The following is a 23,809-nucleotide window of genomic DNA, read 5'->3' as shown; positions in this document are numbered from 1 at the left end:
TCGAACGCGTCCAGATGGCCGGAGGGCGCGCGCAATTCGTCGGCGACGGACTGAAGGGAGAATCCCGGCTGGACGGCGGCGCGGGCGGCCACGACGGTCAGCGCCAAGGGCAGCCGCGCGCACCGGGTGATGATCTCCTCCACAGCCTCCGGTTCGGCGGCGACCCGATCCGCGCCCAGGCGTCGGGTCAGCAGGCCCCGGGCCTCGTCTGCGGGCAGGAGGTCCAGCGGCAGCGGGCGGGCGCCCTCTGCGGCGATCAGTCCGGGTAGCTGGTTGCGGCTGGTCACCACCACCACACAGCCAGAGGAGCCCGGAAGCAGGGGGCGGACCTGCTCGGCGTCGCGCGCATTGTCCAGCATGATCAGCATCCGGCGTCCGGCCAGCAGGCTGCGATAGAGGCCGGCTTGGGCGTCAACGGTCGTCGGAACCCGCTCCGCCGCCACCCCCAGCGTGGACAGGAACCCCCGCACCGCCTCGCCCGAGGTCATCACCGACCCGTCGGGATCGAAGCCCCGCAGGTTCACATACAGCTGGCCGTCGGGAAAGTGGTCGCGCACCCGGTGTGCCCAGTGCACCGCCAGTGCGGTCTTGCCCACGCCCGCGGTGCCCGACACGGCGGAGACGACCACCGCGGTCGGCTGCCGGCCGGTTTCGGCCAGCACGCGGTCCAGCCAGGCCAGCTCAGCCTTCCGCCCGGTGAATCCGTACGCGTCCAGCGGCAGCATCGCTGGGACACGAGCGGGCGCGGGCGCCGAAACGGTTCTCGCCCCGCCGCCGGTCTCCGAGCGCAGGAGCGTGTCATGCAGCCGCCGCAGCTCCAGGCCGGGATCGAGACCGAGCTCGTCGGCCAGCCGCACCCGTAACCCCCGATAGATCTCCAGAGCGTCGGCCAGCCGTCCCGCCTCGGCCGTCGCGCGCATCAGCAATCCCACCAGGGACTCTCTGAAGGGGTGCCGATCCACCAGCGCCAGCAGCTCTCCGGTCATCTCGTGGTGGCGGCCCAGCGTCAGCTCCAGCGCCAGGCACTCCTCCCAGACGGCCAGCCGGCGCTCGGTCAAAGCCCTGGCGGCGTTCTCGAAGTACTGACCGCCGACACCGGTCAGCGGCTCTCCCCGCCACTGCAGCAGTGCCCGCCGGAACGCGGCGGCGGCCTCGGCCGTATCCGAAGGCGCCGTTTCCCGCGCTTTCGTGACCAACTCGTCGAACGTCCGGGAGTCCAGTCCACCGGAAGCCAGCCGCAACCGGTAGCCCCCTCGTACCGTCATGATGAGATCGTCGGCCGCCCCCACGCCCACCAGCGTCCGTCGCAGCCGGGTCACCAGGTCCTGAATCTGCCGCCGTGCCGAAGCCGGCGGCTTCTCCCAGACGACGTCGAGGAGCCGGTCCACGGTGACGACCTGGCCGGCGTCCAGCAGCAGCGCCACGAGCGCCTTTTCCTGCCGGGGGCCGTGCAACCTGACCAGGCGGTCGTCCGCCCGGACTTCCAGCGGCCCCAGAACACCGAACCAGATCGTAGCCAACGGGCGCCGCCCCAAAGATCGAATTCACGTTCGGAGACCCCGTGGATCTCCGAGCGGGAAACACTACCGTTTCGTCCTACACGGTCGCGCGTGAAGCCGTGGAAGGGGACGCCGTGGGGCGTCAGGGGTCACGTGACGGAGGGTGGCTTCTGGGCGACTCCGGCCAGGACCCAGGCCCTCTTCTCCTCCTGCTTGGAGACCGGGGCGTCGGAGTGCCACTGGCGGACGTAGATGAAGCCGGGCTCGACGAGGTCCAGCCCGTCGAAGAAGCGCAGCGCCTGGTCGCGGTTGCGCGGGCCGCCCTTGGGGCGGTTGAGGGCCTCCCGGAAGACGTCGGCGATCTGCTCGGCTATCTCGGGGCGGCCGTCGAAGACGGCGTGGGTGAGGCAGAGGAAGCTGCCGGGCGCCAGTCGCTCGCACAGCCGGGCCACGTTCTCGAACGGGTCGTTCTCATCGGGAATGTACTGGAGCGAGCCAACGATCAGGACGCCGACGGGCCGGCTGAAGTCGATCAGCTGTCCCAGGGCCGGATCATCCAGCATGGCGTCGGGGTGGAGGATGTCGCCTTCGACCACTCCGGTTCGCGCGTTGGTGGCGAGCAGCGCCCGCGCGTGGTTGAGCGCGACCGGATCGTCGGCGACGTAGACGACGTGGGCGCCGGGGTCCAGCGACTGGGCCACCTCGTGGACGTTCTGCTTGGTGGGGAGCCCGGAGCCGACGTGGATGAACTGCCTGATGCCCTGTTCGACGAGGTAGCGTACGACCCGTTCCCGGAATTCCTGGACGTACTCGCCCATCACCTTGGCGTCCGGGATCAGGGCCAGTACCTTCTCGGCGGCCTCGCGATCGGCGGCGAAGTTGTCCTTACCGCCCAGGAAGTAGTCGTTCATGCGGGCAACGCTGGGAACACCGGCCGACACACCTGGCCGTTGGGGTGCGTCACTCATTCGTCGTCTCCTCGTTCCCCCACGCGGTTATGAGGACAGTAGCAACCCCATGACCGTTCATGGAGCCTTGTCCTATTTTGTACGGGCTGTGGCTCATGAAAAGTTCATCTGCCGCAAATGGGGTGCCAAGGCATGGATCGTACCTTTGCCTCGTCAGCAAGAACACTCTTCCGGAAGGCAGTCACGTGGGACACGATCATGAGGGTCAGCGAGTCAGCCGGCGGCGGTTGATCGCCGGTGTCAGTTCGCTCGGGCTCGGTAGCCTGCTCGCCGCCTGCGGCCAGGACGCGCCTGCGGCGACCACCTCCACAGGGGCGACCGTGTCTCCTACGGCCACGACGACGACGGCGTCCAAGGACGTCACCGCCCTGTTCGCCGAGGCCAACACGTGCACGTTGACCGCCACCACCACTCAGGGTCCCTACTACTTCGACGCGGACAAGGTCCGCAGCGACATCCGCGAGGATCGGAAGGGCACGCGGCTGCGCCTGATGTTCAAGGTCCAGGACAGCGAGGGCTGCAAGCCGCTGGGGAACGCCGTGGTGGAGATCTGGCACTGCGACGCGGACGGGCTCTACTCCGGAGCGGAGTCGCTGTCGACCGGGGGCGGCGGCCAGCCCAGCGGTAATCCGCCGACCGGCGCCCCGCCGAACGGTGGCCCGCCCTCGGGCGCCCCGACGGGCGCCCCGACGGGCGCTACGACGGGTGAGACCAGTGCGATGGACCTGACCCCGACGGACGACAAGCGCTACCTCCGCGGGGCTCAGGTCACCAACAGCAAGGGGATCGTGGAGTTCACCACCGTCTGGCCGGGGTGGTACCGGGGGCGGACAGTGCACATCCACGCGATGGTGCACTTCAGCAACGCGCGCGTGCTCACGACTCAGGTGATGTTCGACGAGGCGCTCAACACCAAGGTCTTCACGAAGTCGCCGTACGCGGCGCACACCGGGCGGGACACCTTCAACGACGGTGACAACATCTACAAGGACACCATGCTGCTGAAGGTCACCGAGGAGGACGACGGCTACCTGGGGGTGATCGTCTTCTCGGCCGACTCCGACAAGGACGGCAAGTGATCCACCGCCCCGCTCAGGCCGGTGGGCGCAGGCGTCGCAGTGCCTCGTCGACGCTGTCGCCCTGGCCGCTGGCGATCGGGTTGCCGTCGGGGTCGCGGGCGACGGCGGAGTAGGCCGGTGCCGGCAGGTGGGTCAGCAGGATGGTGTGGCCGTCGCGGAGCAGGTCCTCCGGCGCCAGACGAGGTCTGTCGGCCAGGTGGCGGGCTCCGACCAGGGCGGCCACGGGGCTGCGGTGGCGGGTGAGCAGCACGGGGCCGCTCTCGTACGGCTGGGCGGCCTGGCGTACGAGGTCGCCGAGCTTGCGGCGGACCGTTGACAGCGGCAGGGCGGGCAGGCCGGTCAGCGGCCCGGACACCTCGGAGAGCGGGATCAGGGCGGCCCACTCCCAGCGTTCGCGGGTGATCGGCGTGGTCTCGCCGTCCTGGGCGGCGCGCACCAACCGGCCCCATTGGGCGCGAGCCTCCTCAACGCCGAGTGGAGGGCCGAGCCGGGCGACGAGCTCGTTGTACGGAGTGACGGGTTCGTTGTACGGAGTGTCGGGCACCTGAGAAACGTAAGGCACCTTACCGAAATAATGCAAGCCGCCTTACGAAATACCGCCCGCACGAAAACCGGTTGCGGCTCGAAATAGCGTGGTCGCCATGGAGGAACTGGTGGAGTCGTTCGTACGGGACGGCTTCGTGAAGCTGACGATCGGCACGCGCCAGCAGGGAGAGGCGGCGCAGGAGCTGCTGTGGAAGCAGATCGGCCTGTCGCCCGACGATTCCGAGGGCTGGCGCGAGCCGGTGGTGTGGGCCGCGGACATGACCGGGCACGGCCCGTTCGGTGAGCTGGTCAGGTCGCCCGTGCTGGCGGCCGGATTGGACGCGCTGTGCGGGAAGGGCGGCTGGCAGCCGCGCGGCGCGGTGGGCAACATCCCGATCCGGTTCCCCCGGCAGCCGCCGGCCGACGACCGCGGCTGGCACGTCGACCTCAACCTGCCGCGGCCCGACGGCACCTGGGAGGTGACCGTCCGCGCGCACAACCTCCTGGTGCTGATGTTGTTCTCGGAGGTCGGCGAGTTGGACGCGCCGACCCGGGTCAGGGTGGGATCGCAGCGCGACAGCCTCGGGGCGCTGGGCGAGCAGGTGTACGACCATGTCAGTGCGGGCGCGCTGCTGGACGCGGCCAGCCGGGACCGGCCGGTGGCGCCGGCGACCGGCTCGCCGGGAGACGCCTATCTGGTGCATCCGCTGACCGTGCACGCCGCGCAGGAGCACCTCGGTGAGCGGCCCAGGTTCATGGCGCAGATGCCGTTCATGCTGGCGGCGCCGTTGGACCCGGCCGCGGACACGCCGTTGGCCCGAGCCCTCCGCTGAGACCTGTCACTGACTCCGCAGCCAGCCGGCGGCTTCCACCGGAGTGCCGAAGCGAATCACCTGCAAAGGGGCGAAGCGCGGATCGTGGACGCGCTGCTGGATGTCCGCCCGCCGAACCCCGTGCTGCGACCACGCCCACCACGCGGGGTGATCGCGCCGGAACCAGCCGGTCAGGGTCTCGCGATTACCACCGAAGATCCGCTCACGCAGGAGGGTCCTGCGCAGCGATCGCCTCAGGATCCGGGGCATGACGACTCGCCGGGGATAGTCCAGCCAGACCACAGTGTCGGCATGCTCCCAGAGCAGGTCACGGACCTCGGGATAGCCGTAGGAGTCGAAGATCCAGGCCGGTGCCGACGCGATCCGCGCCACCTGCGTGGCGAACTCGTCGTTCACGGCCCAGCCGGGGCCGGCGAAGTGCAGGGCGTCCATCTCGTGGTACGGCACCGCGAAGCGGCTGCTCAGGGCCCGCGCCATGGTGGACTTGCCGGCCCCGCTGATGCCGACTACGAGGATGCGCGGCATAGATCGCTGTTGTTCACGATGAGCACCCGGGCGTCGGGAGTGTGTTCCATGAGTCCAGCATGCAACACACGTCCAACGATTATCGGGGGTGGATCGGCGTCAGGCGCGGGGTGCCGGCCTCGATGGCGGCGGCCGCGTCCAGGCACAGGTCCTCGCGGAAGCGCGGCCCGATGATCTGTACGGCCTGCGGCAGCCCGTCCGCCTGACCGGTGGGCACGGCGACCGACGGCAGCCCCAGCAGGTTGGCCACCACGCTCATGCGCAGAGCCGCCGGCCACCCGGCCACCCACGCGGGATCGAGGTCGGCGCCGACCGGGAACGCGGGGATCGTGCAGATCGGCGCGAGGACCAGCGGGGTCGAGGCCGTCCATTCGTCCCACGCTCGCGCGATGGCGGCGCGTTCCATCATCGGGTCGAAGGCCGCCCGGCCGGCCGCTCGCGTCCAGGGCTCCTCGAAGGCGGTCCAGAACCGGACGAACCCCTCGGAGGCGACCGTCTCGACGGGCGGCTGCTCCTCGTGGACGCGGCCGTACGAGGACATGATCTGGGTGTAGATCTCGGAGGCTCGGTCCAGGGCCGGCGGCAGGCTCTCCGCCACCTGGTAGCCGGCGTCGGCGAGCAGTTTGGCCGCCTGCCGTACGGCGGCGGTGACCTGGGGGTCGGCGTCGAGTCCGGTGACCGCGGCCACGCCGATCGGCGCCGCCGGGGCGGGGCCCCGCAGGGGCACCGGGGTGTACCAGAGGTCGCCGGGCGCGTGGCCGCACATGTGGTCGAAGGCCAGGCGCAGGTCGGCCACGCGGCGCGCGATCGGGCCGTGCACGGCCAGCAACTGGAACCCGAACGGCGACGCCTGCCCTCCATGGGCGACCCGGCCCAGCGACGGCTTCAGCGCGGCGACGCCGCAGCACTGGGCGGGCCAGCGCAGCGAGCCCGCGCCGTCGTTGCCGATGCCGAGCGGGGTCAGGCCGGTCGCCACCGCGGCCGCGTCGCCGCCGCTGGAGCCGCCCGGTGTGTGGCCGGCCGACCAGGGGTTGCGGGTCGCGCCGCGCAGGGCGTTGTCGGTGTGCCAGCGCATGCCGAACTCCGGCATGTTCGTCCGGCCGATCGGGATCGCGCCCGCCGCGCGCAACTGGGCGATGTGCGGGGCGTCGCGCGGTGCGACGGCGTCACGGAGGGCGACGATGCCGAGTGTCGTCGCCGAGCCGGCCACGTCGACGTTCTCCTTGACCGTCATGGGGACGCCGCAGAGCGGGCCCGGCGCCGTGCCGTCCCGCAGCGCGCGGTCGGTCGCGTCCGCGGCTTCGAGCGCCTGCTCGTCCAGCACCACCGTGATGGCGTTGACGTACGGGTTCACCTCGGCGATCCGGGCCAGATGCGCCTGGACCACCTCACGGCTCGACACCTCCCTGACGCCGATCAGCCGCGCCAGCTCGCCGGCGGCCAGTTCCCATAGTTCAGCCACAACGTTCTCCTCGGGGTAGCGGTGCCGAGGAATCTAGGGGGATTCCGGAGAAAGAGGCAGTCTTGTGTTTTCGAGGCGCTTCAGCCGCCCAGGTCAGTAAATAAGGTGTTTTGCCTGCTCATGGGGTCAATGCTGGCAGTGTGAAATTCATGCACTCCTCGGGGGAGGAACGCTGGGTTGAAGCGCTCCAAGAGCATGCGGCCCACCTGGCCTTCGCGGACTGGCAAGCCGGTCCCGACGACTGGACGAGCCTCTACACCAATTTCGACGAAGAGGATGCGCCGATAACGGAGGTGGCCGTCTACCGGGGACACGAGCGCATCCATTTCCGTCGTTACACCGGCAGCGAGCTCACCCAGTTCTGGACGCGGCTGGTCAATGCCGTGTCGGAGTGAGCCCAAGCGAGAGGGCCGGAGGCGATCGCCTCCGGCCCTTGGAAATATCCGGCTAACTGCGCCGGCTTGTCGACTTGCGCCAGTGAAAACCGCCGGGCAGGTTGACGGACACCGTACGGCGGCCGTCCGCCGTGCGGGTGACACGGAACAACCGGTTGCCCCAGCTGTGCCCGACGCCGCCGCGTGACAGGTTCAGCCGGAACGGTCCCAGCTTGATTGACTTTCGGTAGCTCCAGCCCATCGAGTTACCTCCATGAGATCGCGAGAGCCATCAGCTACCCGAAAAATGGTGAAATATTTACCGGATCACTCCACTGTCACCGTCGCCTTCGCGGGGACCGTGGTCCCCGCCACCTGCCCGGTCACCGAGAACGTCCCGGGGGAGCCGTACGAGGCGGGATCGATCGCCGCCCACGTGACCGCGACCGAGCTGTCCTTGGAGCCGTCGTTGTAGGTGGCCACGACGGTCGCGGGCAGCGACGGCGCGGTGCCCGCCCGGGTCCGTAGCGCCTCCTCGGCCATCGAGGTGATGGTCACCGCCGGACTCGTCCTGACGTACACCGTCGCCTCGACGGGTGAGCGCAGGCCCTCGGCGAGCCCGGCGACCTTGAAGCTGGTGCCACCGGTCTTGACCTGGTCGGCGGTCACCTGCTGCCACGTCACCGCCGCCTGGCTCCGGCCGCCGTCCGCGTACAGCGTCTCGACCGTGGCGGGAAGCCGCGGCAGCGTGCCCGCCACCGTGGGGACGTGCACGGGCCGCACCGAGTCCGGCGGCACCGCGTACGCCTTCCACTCCAGCAGTCCGACGGACGCCTGCCCGGACACCAGCTCGACGCGTAGCTTGGTCGTCGTCACCGTGTTGAACGAGACCGTGTTGTAGGCGTCGACCTCGGCCGGGTAGGAAGCGGCGCCGGTCACGTCCTCGAACGAGTCGCCGTCCCACGCCTGGATCTTCCACGACGCCGGGACACGGACGCCGCCGTCGTCGTCGAAGAAGTAGACGTCCGCCTTGTTCACCCGTACCGGCGACGGCCAGTCGAGCTGCGCCCACTGCGTGCCCTGCTGCGGCCAGGTGCCCCAGCGCGGGTTGGCGCCGTCGTTGGAGCGCGGCGGGTCGATGCCGTCGTTGATCGCCGTCACCTTCTCCCACGGTGAGGTGTAGGAGGCGGTCGGCGTCGCGTACGGCGCCACGTTCACCTGCGTGCCGAGCTCGCCCACCGTGACCGCGACGGTGCCGGACGCCGACTTGGCGCCGTCGTTGGCGGTCAGCCGCAGGTGGTACGTGCCCGCTTCGGTGAATGACGCGACCGTGGCCGGGTTGGCCGGGTCGGTGAAGAACGCCTGTCCCGGCCCGTCGACGACGCTCCACTGCATGCTGAGCGTCCCCGACGGCAGCCCGTCGTCCTTGACGACCGCGTCCAGCTTGGCCTGCCCGGGGCGGTTGAAGGTGGCATCCGGTACGGCCAGCACGTACGGAGCCCGGTTGCCCGCGGACGGCGGCGCCGAGCCGGTCGCGTACGCCTGCACCTCCTTCAAGCCCGTCGAGTAGCCGGGCCGGTGCGTGACCAGCACGCGCAGCTTCTGGGCGACGACCGACCTGAAGCGGACGTCGTTGAGGTTGGCCCGTGGATAGACCGGCTCCTTGGCCTGCCCGGGGACGTCCTTCCAGGTGGCGCCGTCGAGGTACTGCACCGAGTACAGGGCGGGCTCGCTGTAGCCGCCGGCCTTGCGGTCGTTGTAGAAGTACAGCCGCAGCAGGTCGACGGGCCGAGCCGAGCCCAGGTCCGCCTCCAGCCAGTCCTGCGCCTGGCCGGAGCCCTTGCTGCCCCAGTACGGCTCGTTGATCGTGAACCCGTCGACCGCGCCCGCCGGGTCACCGTGCGAGGCGGTGGCGGACTTGACCAGGTTCGGGCGCGTGGAGCGCAGATCGACCCCGGCCTTCTGGAACAGGTCCTCGACCCGGTCGCCGGACAGCTTCACCTCGGCCGGAGCCTTCATCGACCGGGCCGCCTCCGAGTACAGCACCGTCCCACCTTCGACCTTGCCGGTCGCCGGGTCCCAGACGGCGTGCGCGAGCCCGGACAGCGTGACCTTGCGCTTGCCGTCGATGAGGATCGAGTAGCCCTCGGGCACGCCCGCGTAGTGCGTGGCGCCGTCGCCGGGCTTGTCCCAGACGATGCTCAGGTCGCTGCCGCGGTAGTTGATGCCGTTGACGGTGAAGTGGTCCCAGCCGATGTCGACCGGCCACAGCTCCACCTTGCCGTCGGAGCGCGGGCGCAGCCCCATGACGTCCTCGATGACCGTCCAGTTGCTGCTGCCGAGGATCGTGTGATGGATCCACGAGCGGTAGTCGATGGACTTGGTGGCCGGGTTCCAGTTCGACCAGAACTCGTTGGCGTCCGGGTAGCGGGTGTCGCCGCCGACGAACTGCGACCAGGCGTTCCAGTACAGCAACTGCTTGTACTGCTCGGCGGTGATGTACGGCGAGGCGTAGTCGCGTAGCGCCTTGGAGAACAGCGAGAAGTTCCGGGTCGAGTTGATCTGCGAGAAGTTGTTCGACCCCGGATGGCCCTGCGCGGCGGCCTCCGCTTTGTCCTTCTGATTAGCCGTATAGGCCGGGAAAATCGGATATTCAGCAGGGTCGGCCCATAGGCGGAGCGCTTCCCGATATTTCGGGTCGTCCGTCGGGACCAGGCCGGTCGCGTACGGGATGTAGTTGTTGGATTCCTTCCACGGGATCAGGTTGCCGGTCTGCAGGTCGCGGTGCTTGAACAGCTTGTTCTGGTCGTCCCAGAGCAGGGTGAGGATGCCGTTCTTCACCTTGTCGGCCACGCCGCGCAGTTCGGTGGCCTTCGCCGAGTCGCCGATCAGCGTGTACGCCTGCGCCGCCGCCATCGCGTTGGCGTAGACGTAGGCGCCTTCGAGCCGCTCGTTCGCCCGGTTGTAGTAGTGGAACGACACCGCGTCGGCGTCGTTGCCGGTCATCGCCTCCCAGTCGTACTCGATGACCCCGTTCTTGTTGGAGTCGTAGGCGTTGAGCTGCCCGTAGACGTCCTTCTCCGCGTAGCGGGCGAGGTTGCGCAGGATCGCGGGCTGCCCGCCGTGGAGCTGGTAGCTCTCCAGCGCCGAAGCCGAGATGTACTGGGTGTAGCTGTTCGACCAGTTCTCCGGGTCACCCGGGTTATCCGTATATTTCGAGTTACGCGATACTTCCCCGGCCGAGACCCAGGGGCCGTACGAGTAGATCGGATTCCGCAGGTATTTCAGGTCCTGAAGGAACATCGGCACGGTCAGCACGATCGCGTTGTTGTAGCCGAGCGCCCCCTCCACCGACGTCGGGAACTGGAAGTCGTTCCCCGGAATGTCGGCGTCGAGGAAGTTGAACCTCATCAACCACCAGCGGTAGTAGACGAACTTCTTGATGTTCTCGTCCGGTACGTCGATGTACGGCAGGTTCTCCGCCCACCAGGCGTTGTAGTCCTGGAGCTGCCGACGTAGCGCCTTCTCCGGCGAGCGCCCCTTGTAGCCGTCGTACTCCGACCGCGACCCGGCCAGTTCCTCGGTGACGAACCCCAGCTGCACCTTGGTCCGTACGGTCTTGCCCGGTTCGACGGCGAGCGTCCCCTTGAGCGTGCCGTCCGCGACCTTCAGGCCGTCACCGCTGAGCCGGGGGAAGATCGTGGTCAGCCGGTTCTTCGCCGCCACCACGCCGGTCAGCTCGCGGTCGCCGTCCGCGGTCTTCGTGTACGGCGAGGTCACCGTGACCGGTACGTCCACCTTCGCGGTGCCCGTGTTGGTGACCGCCAGCGTGGTGACCGCGACGTTCTCCTGCGTGATGAACTTCTTGACGGTCACGGCCAGCCCGCCGCCCGCGTACTGGCCGGTCCAGTGGCTGGGCATCTGCAACCGCTTGCTCACGTCCTCCTTGAGGTCCGTGCCGAGCGACACGGTGTAGGCGTCGCGGTTGTCGATGCTCTCCCAGTACGCCACGCTGCCGCCGAAGCCGATGACCGAGGGGTCGTGCTCCTTCATGAACACCGCCCGGCCACGCGACATCAGCCACGTCCCCGCCGGGTCGTCGCCGGGGCGGGCCAGCATGCGGTCGATCCAGTACGAGTCGCCGCCCTTCTCCTTCTTGTAGATCTCCGCCATCATCTTGCGCGGCTCGTAGCGGACGGGCTCGGCCGGGACGGGATCTTCGCCGGTGAAGACCGGCATGCCGAGGTCGTCCTGGACGGCTGTGGCCGGGGAAGCGGCGCCGAGCAGGCTGCCCGCGACGGCTAACGCGACCAGGCCCGGCAGGGTTCTGCGCACAAAGTCCTCCATGGGGGGTGCTACTCGGCGGCGGGCAGCCAGACGCGCATGGTGGCGGGGCCGCGGTTGCCCCACCGGTGGTACGGCACCAGCCGCAGCACGGTGTCCACGCCCTCCACCGGATCGGACGCCGTCCCGTACGGCCAGCCATTGGCCTCCGGAGCGCCGAGCACAACGGCGACCTCCACCTCGACAACGGGATCAACCGCGGGCCCAGCGGGCTCGACGGGCGCGCCCGCGACGGGAACGGGCGCGCCCGCCTCGGAACCGGCCGCTTCCGGCGCGGGGGCGGCTGCGGACGCCCCAGCCGGAGAGTCGGCCAGGTGGCCGGTGGGGTGGTTTGTGGGGTGGTCGGCCAGATGGCCGGTCAGGCGGTCAGTGGGTGGGGACGAGACGCGGGCGGCCACGTCGGCGAGTGGGGGCTCGTCGGCGACGGACTCCGCGCAGTAGACGAGCGGCCCGCGCTCCACCGCGACGCTCCCGCGCACCGCGTCCACGCGCCGGTCGGGGAAGGTCCACCGGGGAGCCATGGGCAGTTCGAGGCGGATCTCGTCACCGGGCCGCCAGTCGCCCTCGACGACCGCGTACCCGGGCTCGACCTCCCGAGCTCCCGACATATACGAAATGCCGGACGTGGCCGCGCCCGGCCCGGCGCCCAGACGCGAGCCGGGCCCCGAGACCGGCCCCCCGCCCGGTCCGTTCGCGCCGCCTGGTCCGTGAGCACCGTCCGGTCCGCTCGCGTCGGACGGCGCGGCCGGCCCGTACGAGAGCGTCGCGCCCTTCGCCCAGGCGGGGACCCGCAGCGAGATCCGCCCGCTGCCGCCCGACAGCACCCGCACGCACACCCCGCCCGACCACGGATACCCGGTCTCCACCCGCACCCCGAGCGACCCGTGGGTGATCTCGCCGGGCGTGAAGTGGTGAATCTGCAACCCGCCCGCGTCGGAGGTCGCCACGTAGGCGGCCAGTGAGGCGAGCGTGCGGGCGATGTTGTGCGGGCAGCACGACACGTCGAACCACGGCGACCGCAGCCCGCCCTCGGCGGCGTGGTTGACCCCCTCCAAGGGCTCGGCCGGCACCCGCACGCGCAGCGGGTTGGCGTAGAAGAACGACTTCCCGTCCAGCGCCACCCCGGTGGCCAGCACGTTGTACAGCGTCCGCTCGGCCAGGTCGGCGTACCGGGCGTCGCCGGTGGCCAGCAGCAGCCGGTGCGCCAGCATGATCGACCCGATGCCCGCGCAGGTCTCTGAGTAGGCGCGGTCCGGCGGCAGCTCGTAGTCCTCGCCGAAGGACTCGTCGGAGTGCCGCGAGCCCATGCCGCCCGTCAGGTGGGTGCGCCTGGCGACCGCGCGCTCCCACTGCGCCTCGACGGCCTTGAGCAGCTCCCCGTCACCCGTCTCCACGGCCACGTCCACGACGCCGCTGGCCAGGTAGAGCGCCCGTACGGCATGCCCGCGCAACGACTGCGCCTGCCGTATCGGGACGTCGTCCTGGAAGTAGGCACGGCCGAACGGGATCTCGCCCAGGGCGGGCAGGCCGCGGCGTTCGACGAAGCGGCGGGCCATCTCCAGGTAGCGCTCGGTGCCGGTGGCCCGGTACAGCTCGACCAGCGCCATCTCCACTTCGGGGTGGCCGCAGGTCTCCGAGGTGTCCATGAAGCGGCGGCAGATGTGGTCCGCCGCCCGTATGACCACCTCGGTCAGCCGGTCCTCGCCGTGCATGCGGAGCCTGGCGACCCCGGCCTGGATGAGGTGGCCGTAGCAGTACAGCTCGTGGCCCCACTCGAAGTCGGTGTAGCGGTTGCCGGTCCAGCGGGTGTTGAGGTAGCCGTCGCCCTCCTGGGCTCTGGCCACGGTCTCGGCCAGCTCGGGCAGCGCGGGGTGGTCGGCCCACGCCATCGCCTCCAGTAGCTTGTAGGTCTCCGAGTCGCTGAACTCCCTGCCCTTGCGGGGGAGACGGCCGCGGAAGTTGCCGATCCAGCCTTCGCGTTCCTCCCATTCCTGGCAGTGGGCGATGGTGACGTCCCGGTTGAGGGCGACGCGGTCGCCCCAGAAGCCGGGCGCCAGGCGTACCGCGTCCAGGCCGAGGGGGGACAGCACGCCCGATGAGGGCAGGACAGGATTAGCCACGCAGAGCTCCCGACATGAATCCGCGCACGTAGTGGCGCTGCAGAATGACGAACAAGATGAGACAGGGGAGGGCCATGACCATGACGCCGGCCTGGAGCATGCCGTAGTCGATGGCGCCGAACGTGCCCTGGGTCATGCTGACCACCGCCACCGGCAGGGTGAACGACGAGCCGTCGTTGAGCAGGATGAGCGGCGCGAAGAAGTCGTTCCACGAGGCCAGGAAGGCGAACAGGCCGACCGTGACGAGAGCCGGCCGTACGGCGTGCAGCAGGATCCGGGAGAAGGCCCGGAAGGTGCCGCAGCCGTCGACCAGCGCCGCCTCCTCCAGCTCGCGCGGGATCGCCTCGAACGCGTTGCGCATCATGAACAGCGCGAACGGCAACTGGAACATCACGAACACCAGCGACAGCCCCAGCAGCGAGTTCTGCAGGCCGAGGTAGCCGAGCAGCACGTAGAGCGGAATGAGGATCGTCGCGTAGGGCACCATGAGGATCGCCAGCGTGGCCAGGAACAGCAGGTTCTTGCCGGGGAAGTCGAACCGGGCGAACGCGTAGCCGCCGAGCGCGGAGACGATCAGCGTCCCGGCGACGGTCATCGACGACACCAGCACGCTGTTGGTGGCGTAGGTGCCGACGCCCTCGCCGTACGCGGCCATGTTCAGGTAGTTCTGCGGCTTCTCCAGTGACGCCCAGCCGCTCCACAGCAGCGGGAACAGGAACAGGATGGCCAGCGCCGTGACCGTGGGGTAGTACCTCACCTGAGCCTCCGCATCAGCAGCGTGTTGAGCCCGACCAGGGCGATCAGCAGCACGACGGACAGCGCCGCCGCCCCGCCGAGGTCGAAGCGGAAGAACGCGTCGCGGTAGACGACCATGACGATCGAGGTCGTGCTGTTGTCCGGGCCGCCGTTGGTGAAGATGAAGAACTGGTCGAAGGCCAGCAGCGAGCCCGTCACGCTGAGGATCAGCATCAGCGCCAGCGTCGGGCGCAGCAGCGGCAGTGTGATCTTGGTGAAGATCTGCCAGCGGTTCGCGCCGTCGCTCCTGGCCGCCTCGTACACCTCGACGGGGATCGACTGCAGGCCGGTCAGCAGGATGAGCATGTTGAACCCGGCGAAACGCCACAGCACCAGCGCGATCGTGGAGAACAGCGCCATGTTCGGGGTGCCGATCCACTTGATCGGCTCCTTGGTGATGCCGAGGTTCTGGAGCAGCGGGCCGATCGGGCCGAAGTCGTTGTTCAGCATGCCGTAGAACAGCAGCGCGGCGGCGGCGAAGCCGACGGCTCCGGGCAGGAAGAACGCGGTGCGGAAGAAGGCGACGCCGGGCCGCCGCTCCTGCACCAGCAGGGCCAGGCCGAGCGCCACCGCCGACAGCAGGACGGTGGTGATGGCGGTGTACTTCAGCGTGAAGAGCACCGCGTCGAAGAACAGCGGGTTGTTCGGGATCTTGGTGTAGTTGTCGGGGGCGTTGAACACCGCCTGGCCCAGCAGCGGCCAGCGGTTCAGCGACATCCAGACGACCAGCACCAGTGGTGCGATGAACAGGGTCCCCACGATGACGGCGGTCGGCGCGGCGTACAGCCAGCCCTGGGCCTGCCTGCCCCGCCATCGGGCGGACGGCACCGTGTGTGCCGCCCGCCTGAAGGGAGGTCGCGCTCCCGACGAAGTCGGGAGCTTCTTGAGCGACCGACTCGCCGAACGGAGTGAGGCCATAAGCAGAGTCATTGCTGGAGGGACTTCGTGATCTCGGCGTTCAACTGGGGGACCTTCGAGGCGTCGCCGAACACCGCCTCGCGGGCCAGCCGCAGCCAGGGTCCCTGCGGGTCGTTGAACGTCTGGCCGAAGCGCAGCGCGAACGGCGTCTGCCCCTTGGCGACCAGCGAGTTGATCAGGACCACTCGCGGGTCCTCCGCCGAGTACTTGTTGCTGGACAGGTCGGTACGCGCGAGCACGTCCTTGTTCTTCGCCATGACCTCGACCTGCGCCTCGTCGGACACGGTCCAGGACAGGAACTCCCAGGCCGCGTCGGCGTTCTTGGAGGTCGAGGAGATGCCGATCGAGTCGCCGCCCACGAACGTCGACTCGCCGCCGTCGGGACCGGCGATGGGCGTGACGCCGATCTTCATCTCCGCGGGCATCGTGCCGAGCGTGGTCGACGGCATGGGCATGACGCCGATCTCACCCTTGGGGAAGAAGCCGGTCCAGGTCGGGCCCTGCTCCTCCTTGGCCGTCGGGCCGGTGACCTTCTTCGCGTACAGGTCGCGGTAGGTCTTGAACACCTCGGTCATCGCGGTCTGGTCGTTGAGCGAGGTGGTGCCCTCGGGGTTCATGACCTGGCCGCCGGCCGCCCAGACCGAGGGCCAGAAGGTGAAGACGTAGCAGCCGCCGCAGTTGCCGCCGAAGAACGTGCCGTGCACCTTGCCGTCCTTGCCCAGCTTCTGCTGGATCGTGGTGGCCTGCTCGGCGAACTCCTTCAGCGTCTTGGGCCCCTTCTCCGGGTCGAGCCCGGCCTTGGCGTACAGGTCCTTGTTCCAGAACCAGACCGACAGGTCCAGCGTGTGCGGGAGGGTGTAGAGCTTGCCGTCCAGCGTGCCGAGCTTCATGTGGGAAGGAGCGAGGCTGTCCTTGTACGGCAGGGCGCCGACCCTGTCGGTGATGTCCATGAACAGGCCCTGCGAGGTGTAGTTCGGGACGAAGATCACGTCGGCGGCGAACACGTCCGGGAGCTGTTTCGCCCCCGCCGCGGCCGCGATGCGCGGCTGGTAGTTGTCCGTCGGGATGACGGTCAGCTTCACCTGGTTCTTGTGATTGCTGTTGTAGGCCTTCACCAACCGCTCGCTCTGGGCCTGCGTCGCCGCGCGGGTCCACATGGTGATCGTGACCGGGCCTGCCGCCTGTGGCTGCTTCTCGCTCCCACCGCTGCCGCAGGCGGCGGCTGTGAGCGCTAACAATCCGAGGAAGGCGATCCCAGCCAGCCGTAGTCTCATGGTTGTCTCCTTCGGGACCCCCGTGAACTGAAAGGTTTTCGGAAACGTAGAAGAAACATCCGGGCCTGTCAATGGGTGTTAGGGTTTGACCCAGATATCGGTGACTGAAAAGGGTTTCGAAAATATGGCAGGTAGGCGCGCGACCATCAACGACGTGGCCTCCCTGGCAGGGGTGTCGATCGCCACGGCCTCCAAGGCGCTCAACGGACGGCAGGACGTGCGGGCCTCGACCCGGCAGCGCGTGCTCGCCGCGGCGGAGGAGCTCGCCTTCCAGCCGAACGCGCTGGCCAGGGGGCTGCTGTCCGGGCAGACACGCACGGTCGGGCTGCTCACCTCCGACAGCGCGGGCCGGTTCGGCATACCGGTGCTGCTCGGGGCGGAGGACGCGTTCGGCGCCGGGGAGATGGCGGTGCTGCTCTGCGACGCCCGCGGCGACGCCATCAGGGAGCAGCACCACCTGCGCGCGCTGCTGTCGCGCCGCGTCGACGGGCTGATCGTGGTGGGCGAGAGCACCAACCCGCGGTCCTCGGTCAGCAGGGACCTGCCGGTTCCCGTGGTGTACGCCTACGGGCCGTCCGAGGATCCCGAGGACGTGTCGTTCGTGCCGGACGACGTGGGCGGGGCGGCGATGGCCGTACAGCATCTGGTGGCGCTGGGCCGGCGCAGGATCGCGCACGTCACCGGGCCCGCCCACTACAAGGCGGCGCGCGACCGCGTCGAAGGGGTGGAGCTGGCGCTGGGTGAGGCGGGTCTCGCGCAGGCGGGGGAGGCGCTCTGGGGGGCGTGGTCGCAGCGGTGGGGGCGGCACGCGGCGGAGATGCTGCTGATGTCACAGCCGGAGATCGACGCGGTGTTCTGCGGCAGCGACCAGATCGCGGCCGGGTTCGTCGAGGGCGCCCGCGAGCGGGGGCGGCGGGTGCCCGACGACATCGCGGTGATCGGCTACGACAACTGGGAGGTGCTGTCCACCGAGACGCGCCCGGCCCTGACGACCGTGGACATGAACCTGGAGCTCCTCGGCAGGACGGCCGCCCAGCACCTGTTCGCGGCCATCGACGGGCGGGCCACGCCGGGCGTCCACCGCATGCCCTGCCAGCTGGTGATCCGCGACTCCACCGCGTCGTCGTCGTGAACGTGCCCGGGCGGGAAGGGCAGGTCCCCGCCCGGGCACGGCTCTTGGTGAGCTGGACGAAGGTCACCCGGCTCGCGGGCCCCTGATCAGCGCGGATAACACCGTTCGCGGCATGGCTAGGGACTCCTCAGCTATGTTAGCGTTAACATTTCGGGTGAGCGTTCACAACCAGGACGGTCGCCAAGTTAAGAGGATCGCGCCGCGACGTCAAGAGGCCTCGTGTGACGCGACCGTAATCGGACGACCCCTTGACGAGACCTGTTGTTAACGTTCACAGTCATGCCAAGCCAGGAAGGGAGCACGCAGTGGGATCGACCCAGGGGCGTCGCCCGCCGGTCATGGCCGACGTGGCCAAAGAGGCCGGGGTATCGCACCAGACGGTCTCACGCGTGCTCAACGAGCATCCCAACGTGCGCAGCGAGACTCGCGCGAGAGTGCAGGAGGCGATCGACAAGCTCGGCTACCGCCGCAACCTCGTCGCTCGCGCTCTTGTCACCAAGCACTCCAGGACACTCGGCGTCGTCAGCTTCGACACCACGCTGTACGGCCCGGCCAGCACGGTCTACGGCATCGAGCAGGCGGCCCGGGCGGCCGGCTACTTCGTCAGCATCGTGAGCCTCAAGTCCATCGACAAGCTCGGCGTCAACGACGCCCTCGACTACCTGACGGATCAGGGCGTCGACGGCATCGTCGTGGTCGCGCCGCAGCGGTCGGCCGCCCAGGCGCTGGCCGAGCTCCCGTTCGGGGTGCCCACGGTCGCCGTCGAGGGCGGCGAGGCCGGCGAGGCCTCGGTCGTCTGCGTGGACCAGGTCGAGGGGGGCAGGCTGGCCACCGAGCACCTGCTCTCCCTGGGACACGAGACGGTCTGGCAGATCCGCGGCCCCTCCGACTGGCTGGAGGCCGAGGGACGCGTGGCCGGGTGGCGGGCCGCGCTGGAGCAGGCGGGCCGTCCGGCCCCGGAGCCGCTCGCCGGAGACTGGAGCCCACGCTCGGGATACGAGGCGGGCCGCAGTCTGGCGAGCATGAAGGACGTCACAGCGGTGTTCGTCGCCAACGATCAGATGGCGCTGGGCGTGCTGCGGGCGTTCACCGAGCAGGGGGTGAGAGTGCCTGATCAGGTGAGCGTCGTCGGTTTCGACGACATCCCCGAGTCGGAGTTCTTCTCGCCGCCGCTCACCACCATCAGGCAGGACTTCGGCGCGGTGGGCAGGCACAGCATCGAGGTGCTCCTTCGGCAGATCGAGGGCCAAGGCTCCCACGAGCGCGAACGCCTCGTGGTCCCGCCCTCGCTCATTCCCCGGGCCAGTACGGCCCGGCGGTAGCCCGTACACGAAAGACAGGGCGGCGCTGACACGACGCGGTTCGATGTTAGCGCTCACACCAGAAGGGACCCCACGTGTTGAAGAGGATCTCGGCTTTGATGCTCGCCGGGCTCACCGCGATGGCGGTGGGCGGATGCGGTGGCAGTGGCGGGGGCGGTGCCGCGTCGGGCGGTGGCGCGATCACTATGGGCTTCTCGCAGGTCGGCGCGGAGAGTGGGTGGCGCACCGCGAACACCAAGTCCGTGCAGGACTCGGCCAAATCCGCGGGCATCACCCTGAAGTTCTCGGACGCCCAGCAGAAGCAGGAGAACCAGATCAAGGCGATCCGCTCCTACATCCAGCAGAAGGTGGACGTCATCGCCTTCTCGCCGGTGGTGGAGTCGGGCTGGGACACGGTGCTCAAAGAGGCCAAGAACGCCAAGATCCCGGTGATCCTCACCGACCGGGCCGTGGACTCCAAGGACACCACGCTCTACAAGACCTTCCTCGGCTCGGACTTCGTGGAGGAGGGCAAGAAGGCCGGCACGTGGCTGGTGGATGAGTACAAGGACAGCAAGGACCCGGTGAACATCGTCGAGTTGCAGGGCACCACCGGCTCGGCCCCCGCCAACGACCGCAAGTCGGGCTTCCAGGAGGTCATCGGGGCCGATCCCAAGTTCAAGATCGTCGCTTCGCAGACCGGCGACTTCACCAGGGCCAAGGGCAAGGAGGTCATGGAGGCCTTCCTGAAGTCCACTCCGGACATCGACGTCCTTTACGCGCACAATGACGACATGGGGCTGGGTGCGATCGAGGCCATCGAGGGCGCGGGCAAGGTGCCCGGCAAGGACATCAAGATCATCACGGTCGACGCCGTCAAGGACGGCATGCAGGCGCTCTCCGACGGAAAGATCAACTACATCGTCGAGTGCTCCCCGCTCCTCGGCCCGCAGCTGATGGACCTGGCCAAGAAGGTCGTCAAGAACGAGACCGTACCGGCCCGTGTGATCACGGAGGAGACGGCGTTCAACCAGGAGCAGGCCAAGGCCGCGCTGCCCAACCGCCAGTACTGACCGTTGACCGGGCCGGCCCGCGCGGCCGGCCCACTCCCAAGAGGAGGAGAGGGGCGCCGAGATGGCCGTACCCGCGCCGATCCTGCAGATGAGCGGAATCGGCAAACAGTTCCCCGGCGTGAAGGCTCTCGACGGCGTGGACCTGCGACTGCTGCCGGGCGAGGTGCACGCGCTCATGGGCGAGAACGGCGCGGGCAAGTCCACCCTGATCAAGGTGCTGACCGGCGTCCACCCCATCGACGCCGGCACCATCGAACTGCTCGGCGAGCCCGTCGCGTTCGGCAGCCCGCTGGCGGCGCAGGGGGCCGGCATCAGCACGGTCTACCAGGAGGTCAACCTCTGCGCGAACCTCTCGGTCGCCGAGAACATCTTCGTCGGCCGCGAGCCGCGCCACTGGGGCCGGATCGACTGGCCCCGGATGCGGGCCCGGGCCGCGGAGCTGCTGGCCCGGCTGGAGCTCGACCTCGACGTCTCGGCGCCCCTGTCGACCTACTCGCCGGCCATCCAGCAGATGGTCGCCATCGCGCGGGCCATCGACATCGAGGCTCGGGTGCTGATCCTCGACGAGCCGACCTCCAGCCTCGACGCGGTCGAGGTCGAGCAGCTCTTCAAGGTGATGCGCAGCCTCAAGGAGGAGGGCATCGCGATCCTGTTCGTGTCGCACTTCCTCGACCAGGTCTACGAGATCTCCGACCGGATGACGATCCTGCGCAACGGGCGGCTGGTGGGCGAATACCTCACCAAGGAGCTCAGCCAGATCGAGCTGGTCGCCAAGATGATCGGCCAGGAGCTCGCCGCGCTGGAGAAGCTGCACGGCGAGGCCAAGGTGTTCGACCGGTCGCTCATCGAAGCGCGCGGGCTCGGCCGGGCCGGGGCGATCGAGCCGTTCACGCTGACCGTCCACGAGGGCGAGGTCGTGGGGCTGGCCGGGCTGCTGGGCTCGGGCCGTACCGAGATCGCGCGGCTGCTGTTCGGCGCCGACCACGCGAGCGCCGGCGACGTGACCGTGGACGGCACGGCCGTCTCGTTGCGCACGCCGCGTGCCGCGATGAACCACCGGATCGCGTTCTGCTCGGAGAACCGCAAGTCGGACGGGCTGATCCCCGACCTCACGCTCCGGGAGAACATCATCCTGGCCCTGCAGGCCACCAGGGGCTGGACTCGGCCGGTCCCGCGTGAGCAGCAGGACGAGCTGGTCGGTAAGTACATCACCGCGCTGAAGATCAGCCCGCCCAACCCGGAGCACCTCGTACGCGACCTCAGCGGCGGCAACCAGCAGAAGGTGCTGCTGGCCAGATGGCTGATCCTGGAGCCCCGGCTGCTCATCCTCGACGAGCCCACCCGCGGCATCGACATCGGCGCGAAGACCGAGATCCAGCGGCTGGTCGCCCAGCTCTCCGACGGCGGCATGGCGGTGCTGTTCATCTCCGCCGAGCTGGAGGAGGTGCTGCGGCTCAGCCACAAGGTCGGCGTCCTCCGCGACCGCAGGCTGGTCGCCGAGCTGCCCAACGACGACGACCTCACCATGGACGTGCTCATGGAGACCATTGCAAGTGGCGGCGCGAGCGGAGGCCGAGCCGAATGAGACGCCTGCTCTGGCCGGCCGTCATCCTGGCCGTGCTGCTCCTCGTCAACGTGTTCTTCACCGCGAACTTCTTCTCGATCCAGATGCGCGACGGCCACCTCTACGGCAGCCTGATCGACATCCTGCGGTTCGGCGCCCCGCTGATCCTGGTGTCGCTCGGGATGACGCTGGTCATCGCGACCGGTGGCATCGACCTGTCGGTCGGCTCGGTGGTGGCGATCTCGGGGGCGCTGGCCTGCCTGCAGATCAGCCAGGACGCCGGCGTGTTCACCGCCGTGGTGCTGGCGCTCGGCCTGTCGGTGCTGCTCGGGGCGTGGAACGGCCTGCTCGTCGCGGTCGTCGGCATTCAGCCGATCATCGCCACGCTGATCCTCATGGTCGCCGGGCGCGGCCTGGCCCAGCTGATCACCGGCGGGCAGATCATCACCATCAACAGCCCCGCGTACAAGATCATCGGTGGCGGCTACTGGCTGACCGTGCCCTTCGGCATCCTCCTGGTCGCGGTGGTCCTGGCGATCACCCTGTTCCTCACCCGCAGGCTTGCCCTCGGGATGCTGATCGAGTCGGTCGGCGGCAACGCCGAGGCCAGCAGGCTGGCCGGCATCCGGTCGCGCGGCATCATCATCATGGTCTACGCGTTCGCCGCGCTCTGCGCCGGCGTCGCCGGGCTGATGATCAGCTCGAACGTGTCCAGCGCCGACGGCAACAACGCCGGCCTCTGGGTCGAGCTCGACGCCATCCTGGCCGTGGTCATCGGCGGCACCTCGCTGTCGGGCGGGCGCTTCTCGCTCGGCGGCACCGTGCTCGGCGCGCTGATCATCCAGACGCTGACCACCACCATCTACTCGATCGGCGTGCCGCCGGAGACCACGCTGCTGTTCAAGGCGCTCGTGGTGACCGCGGTCTGCCTCATCCAGTCGAAGTCGTTCCGCGAGAAGGTGTTCGGCCGGCGTCGCCGAGCCGTGCCGCCCAGCCCGGCGGCGGAGGAGAAGGTCCGGGTGACGGCATGACGACCGTGACGCTCAACGGCCTCAGGACGATCCCGGCCAAGTACGTGCCCGTCCTGGTGACCGCCTGCCTGTTCGTGGCGATGTTCGTCGCGGGCGGCATCCGCTACGAGGGCTTCGCCAGCGGGCAGGTGATACTCAACGTCTTCATCGACAACGCCTTCCTGCTGGTCGTGGCCGTCGGCATGACGTTCGTGATCCTCACCGGGGGGATCGACCTGTCGGTCGGCTCGGTGGTCGCGCTGTCGACGATGATCTCGGCGAGCCTGATGAAGGGGCCCGGGTGGCCGCCGTACCTGGTGATCCCGCTGGTGCTGCTCATCGGCTCCGCGCTGGGGATGGTGATGGGGTACATCATCCACGCCTTCGAGATCCAGCCGTTCATCGTCACGCTGGCCGGGATGTTCCTGGCCAGGGGGCTGTGCTACACGATCGGCACCGACTCGATCCCCATCGAGGACCCGACGTTCACGGCGTTCGCGCAGACCAGGATCGACCTGTTCGCCGACCTGTGGATCTCGCCGAGCGTGATCATCGCGGTGGTGGTGGTGCTGGTGGCGGCGTACGTGCTGCACTACACGCGCCTGGGCCGCTCCGTCTACGCCACCGGCGGCAGCGAGCAGTCCGCGTTGCTGATGGGCCTGCCCGTGGCCCGGACGAAGATCACGGTCTACACGATCAGCGGGTTCTGCTCGGCGCTCGGCGGGGTGCTGCTGTCGTTCTACATGCTCTCCGGGTACGGTCTGCACGCCGTCGGCATGGAGCTCGACGCGATCGCGGCGGTCGTCATCGGAGGTACCCTCCTGACCGGCGGCTCAGGATTCCTGCTTGGTACCGTGCTGGGCGTGCTGGTCCTGGGCCTGATTCAGACGGTCATCAGTTTCGAGGGCACGCTGAGCTCTTGGTGGACCAAGATCTTCATCGGCCTCCTGCTGTTCGTCTTCATCCTGCTTCAGCGCCTATTCTCGGCACGCCGAACCTGACCTCCGGGGCGA

20 protein-coding genes are annotated in these 23,809 nt (G+C 69.0%); 9 read left to right on the top strand and 11 right to left on the bottom strand.

Going from position 1 to position 23,809, the window contains the following annotated elements; all coding sequences use genetic code 11:
• Positions 1-1,520: BTAD domain-containing putative transcriptional regulator (locus AB0F17_RS61215; protein WP_358045128.1), on the bottom strand; the 1,520-nt coding region annotated here is incomplete at its 3' end.
• Positions 1,521-1,648: 128 nt separating this feature from the next.
• Positions 1,649-2,467 carry an SAM-dependent methyltransferase gene (locus AB0F17_RS61210; protein WP_358045125.1) on the bottom strand — a complete coding sequence of 273 codons (819 nt, stop codon included), beginning with the start codon at positions 2,465-2,467 and terminating at the stop codon, positions 1,649-1,651.
• 185 nt (positions 2,468-2,652) lie between these two features.
• Here AB0F17_RS61210 and AB0F17_RS61205 point away from each other — a divergent pair, with 185 nt between their 5' ends.
• Complete coding sequence (locus AB0F17_RS61205) at positions 2,653-3,546, top strand: hypothetical protein (protein WP_358045122.1); 894 nt, start codon at positions 2,653-2,655, stop codon at positions 3,544-3,546.
• Between the two features lie 13 nt (positions 3,547-3,559).
• Here the strand turns inward: AB0F17_RS61205 and AB0F17_RS61200 are convergent, their stop codons facing one another.
• Positions 3,560-4,090: a type II toxin-antitoxin system prevent-host-death family antitoxin gene (locus AB0F17_RS61200; protein WP_358045119.1), complete on the bottom strand. Its 531-nt coding sequence runs from the start codon at positions 4,088-4,090 to the stop codon at positions 3,560-3,562.
• A gap of 97 nt (positions 4,091-4,187) precedes the next feature.
• On the opposite strand from AB0F17_RS61200, the gene AB0F17_RS61195 reads away from it, so the two are divergent.
• Positions 4,188-4,904, top strand: a complete 717-nt coding sequence (locus AB0F17_RS61195; protein ID WP_358045116.1) for a phytanoyl-CoA dioxygenase family protein — start codon at positions 4,188-4,190, stop codon at positions 4,902-4,904.
• Between the two features lie 6 nt (positions 4,905-4,910).
• Here the strand turns inward: AB0F17_RS61195 and AB0F17_RS61190 are convergent, their stop codons facing one another.
• Together AB0F17_RS61190 and AB0F17_RS61185 are read right to left on the bottom strand one after the other, a co-directional pair.
• On the bottom strand, positions 4,911-5,429 hold the full coding sequence (locus tag AB0F17_RS61190) for a hypothetical protein (protein WP_358045113.1): 519 nt from the start codon (positions 5,427-5,429) through the stop codon (positions 4,911-4,913).
• Between the two features lie 79 nt (positions 5,430-5,508).
• Positions 5,509-6,891: an amidase gene (locus AB0F17_RS61185; RefSeq protein ID WP_358045110.1), complete on the bottom strand. Its 1,383-nt coding sequence runs from the start codon at positions 6,889-6,891 to the stop codon at positions 5,509-5,511.
• Positions 6,892-7,040: 149 nt separating this feature from the next.
• On the opposite strand from AB0F17_RS61185, the gene AB0F17_RS61180 reads away from it, so the two are divergent.
• Positions 7,041-7,286 (top strand): hypothetical protein, encoded by a 246-nt coding sequence (locus tag AB0F17_RS61180; protein WP_358045134.1) that lies wholly within the window; start codon positions 7,041-7,043, stop codon positions 7,284-7,286.
• A gap of 52 nt (positions 7,287-7,338) precedes the next feature.
• Here the strand turns inward: AB0F17_RS61180 and AB0F17_RS61175 are convergent, their stop codons facing one another.
• From AB0F17_RS61175 to AB0F17_RS61150, 6 genes are all read right to left on the bottom strand, one after another.
• Positions 7,339-7,527, bottom strand: a complete 189-nt coding sequence (locus AB0F17_RS61175; protein ID WP_358045107.1) for a DUF4236 domain-containing protein — start codon at positions 7,525-7,527, stop codon at positions 7,339-7,341.
• 65 nt (positions 7,528-7,592) lie between these two features.
• Positions 7,593-11,600: an Ig-like domain-containing protein gene (locus tag AB0F17_RS61170; protein WP_358045102.1), complete on the bottom strand. Its 4,008-nt coding sequence runs from the start codon at positions 11,598-11,600 to the stop codon at positions 7,593-7,595.
• Positions 11,601-11,620: 20 nt separating this feature from the next.
• Positions 11,621-13,729 (bottom strand): beta-L-arabinofuranosidase domain-containing protein, encoded by a 2,109-nt coding sequence (locus AB0F17_RS61165; protein ID WP_358045099.1) that lies wholly within the window; start codon positions 13,727-13,729, stop codon positions 11,621-11,623.
• The gene (locus AB0F17_RS61160; RefSeq protein WP_358045096.1) at positions 13,722-14,486 is read right to left on the bottom strand and encodes a carbohydrate ABC transporter permease; all 765 of its coding nucleotides are present in this window, start codon (positions 14,484-14,486) and stop codon (positions 13,722-13,724) included. The genes AB0F17_RS61165 and AB0F17_RS61160 overlap by 8 nt, the downstream gene beginning before the upstream one ends.
• Positions 14,483-15,352 (bottom strand): sugar ABC transporter permease, encoded by an 870-nt coding sequence (locus tag AB0F17_RS61155; RefSeq protein ID WP_358045093.1) that lies wholly within the window; start codon positions 15,350-15,352, stop codon positions 14,483-14,485. The genes AB0F17_RS61160 and AB0F17_RS61155 overlap by 4 nt, the downstream gene beginning before the upstream one ends.
• A 98-nt stretch (positions 15,353-15,450) precedes the next feature.
• A complete protein-coding gene (locus tag AB0F17_RS61150; RefSeq protein WP_358045090.1) occupies positions 15,451-16,716 on the bottom strand; it encodes a sugar ABC transporter substrate-binding protein in 1,266 nt (421 codons plus the stop codon).
• Between the two features lie 124 nt (positions 16,717-16,840).
• On the opposite strand from AB0F17_RS61150, the gene AB0F17_RS61145 reads away from it, so the two are divergent.
• The 6 genes from AB0F17_RS61145 to yjfF all read left to right on the top strand — a co-directional run bounded on the left by AB0F17_RS61145 (position 16,841) and on the right by yjfF (position 23,797).
• Entirely contained in the window at positions 16,841-17,848 is a 1,008-nt protein-coding gene (locus tag AB0F17_RS61145) for a LacI family DNA-binding transcriptional regulator (RefSeq protein WP_358045087.1), read from the top strand.
• A 338-nt stretch (positions 17,849-18,186) separates the two neighbouring features.
• Complete coding sequence (locus AB0F17_RS61140) at positions 18,187-19,170, top strand: LacI family DNA-binding transcriptional regulator (protein ID WP_358045131.1); 984 nt, start codon at positions 18,187-18,189, stop codon at positions 19,168-19,170.
• A 74-nt stretch (positions 19,171-19,244) separates the two neighbouring features.
• Positions 19,245-20,222, top strand: a complete 978-nt coding sequence (locus AB0F17_RS61135; RefSeq protein WP_358045084.1) for an ABC transporter substrate-binding protein — start codon at positions 19,245-19,247, stop codon at positions 20,220-20,222.
• A gap of 61 nt (positions 20,223-20,283) precedes the next feature.
• Positions 20,284-21,807 (top strand): sugar ABC transporter ATP-binding protein, encoded by a 1,524-nt coding sequence (locus tag AB0F17_RS61130; protein ID WP_358045081.1) that lies wholly within the window; start codon positions 20,284-20,286, stop codon positions 21,805-21,807.
• Positions 21,804-22,817, top strand: coding sequence for an ABC transporter permease (locus AB0F17_RS61125; RefSeq protein ID WP_358045078.1), 1,014 nt, complete (start codon positions 21,804-21,806; stop codon positions 22,815-22,817). The genes AB0F17_RS61130 and AB0F17_RS61125 overlap by 4 nt, the downstream gene beginning before the upstream one ends.
• Positions 22,814-23,797, top strand: a complete 984-nt coding sequence (gene yjfF, locus AB0F17_RS61120; protein ID WP_358045075.1) for a galactofuranose ABC transporter, permease protein YjfF — start codon at positions 22,814-22,816, stop codon at positions 23,795-23,797. The genes AB0F17_RS61125 and yjfF overlap by 4 nt, the downstream gene beginning before the upstream one ends.
• Positions 23,798-23,809 lie beyond the last annotated feature (12 nt).

The organism is Nonomuraea sp. NPDC026600, assembly GCF_040638335.1.
Classification (GTDB): Bacteria; Actinomycetota; Actinomycetes; order Streptosporangiales; family Streptosporangiaceae; genus Nonomuraea.
This window is presented reverse-complemented; position numbering and strand designations above follow the sequence as displayed.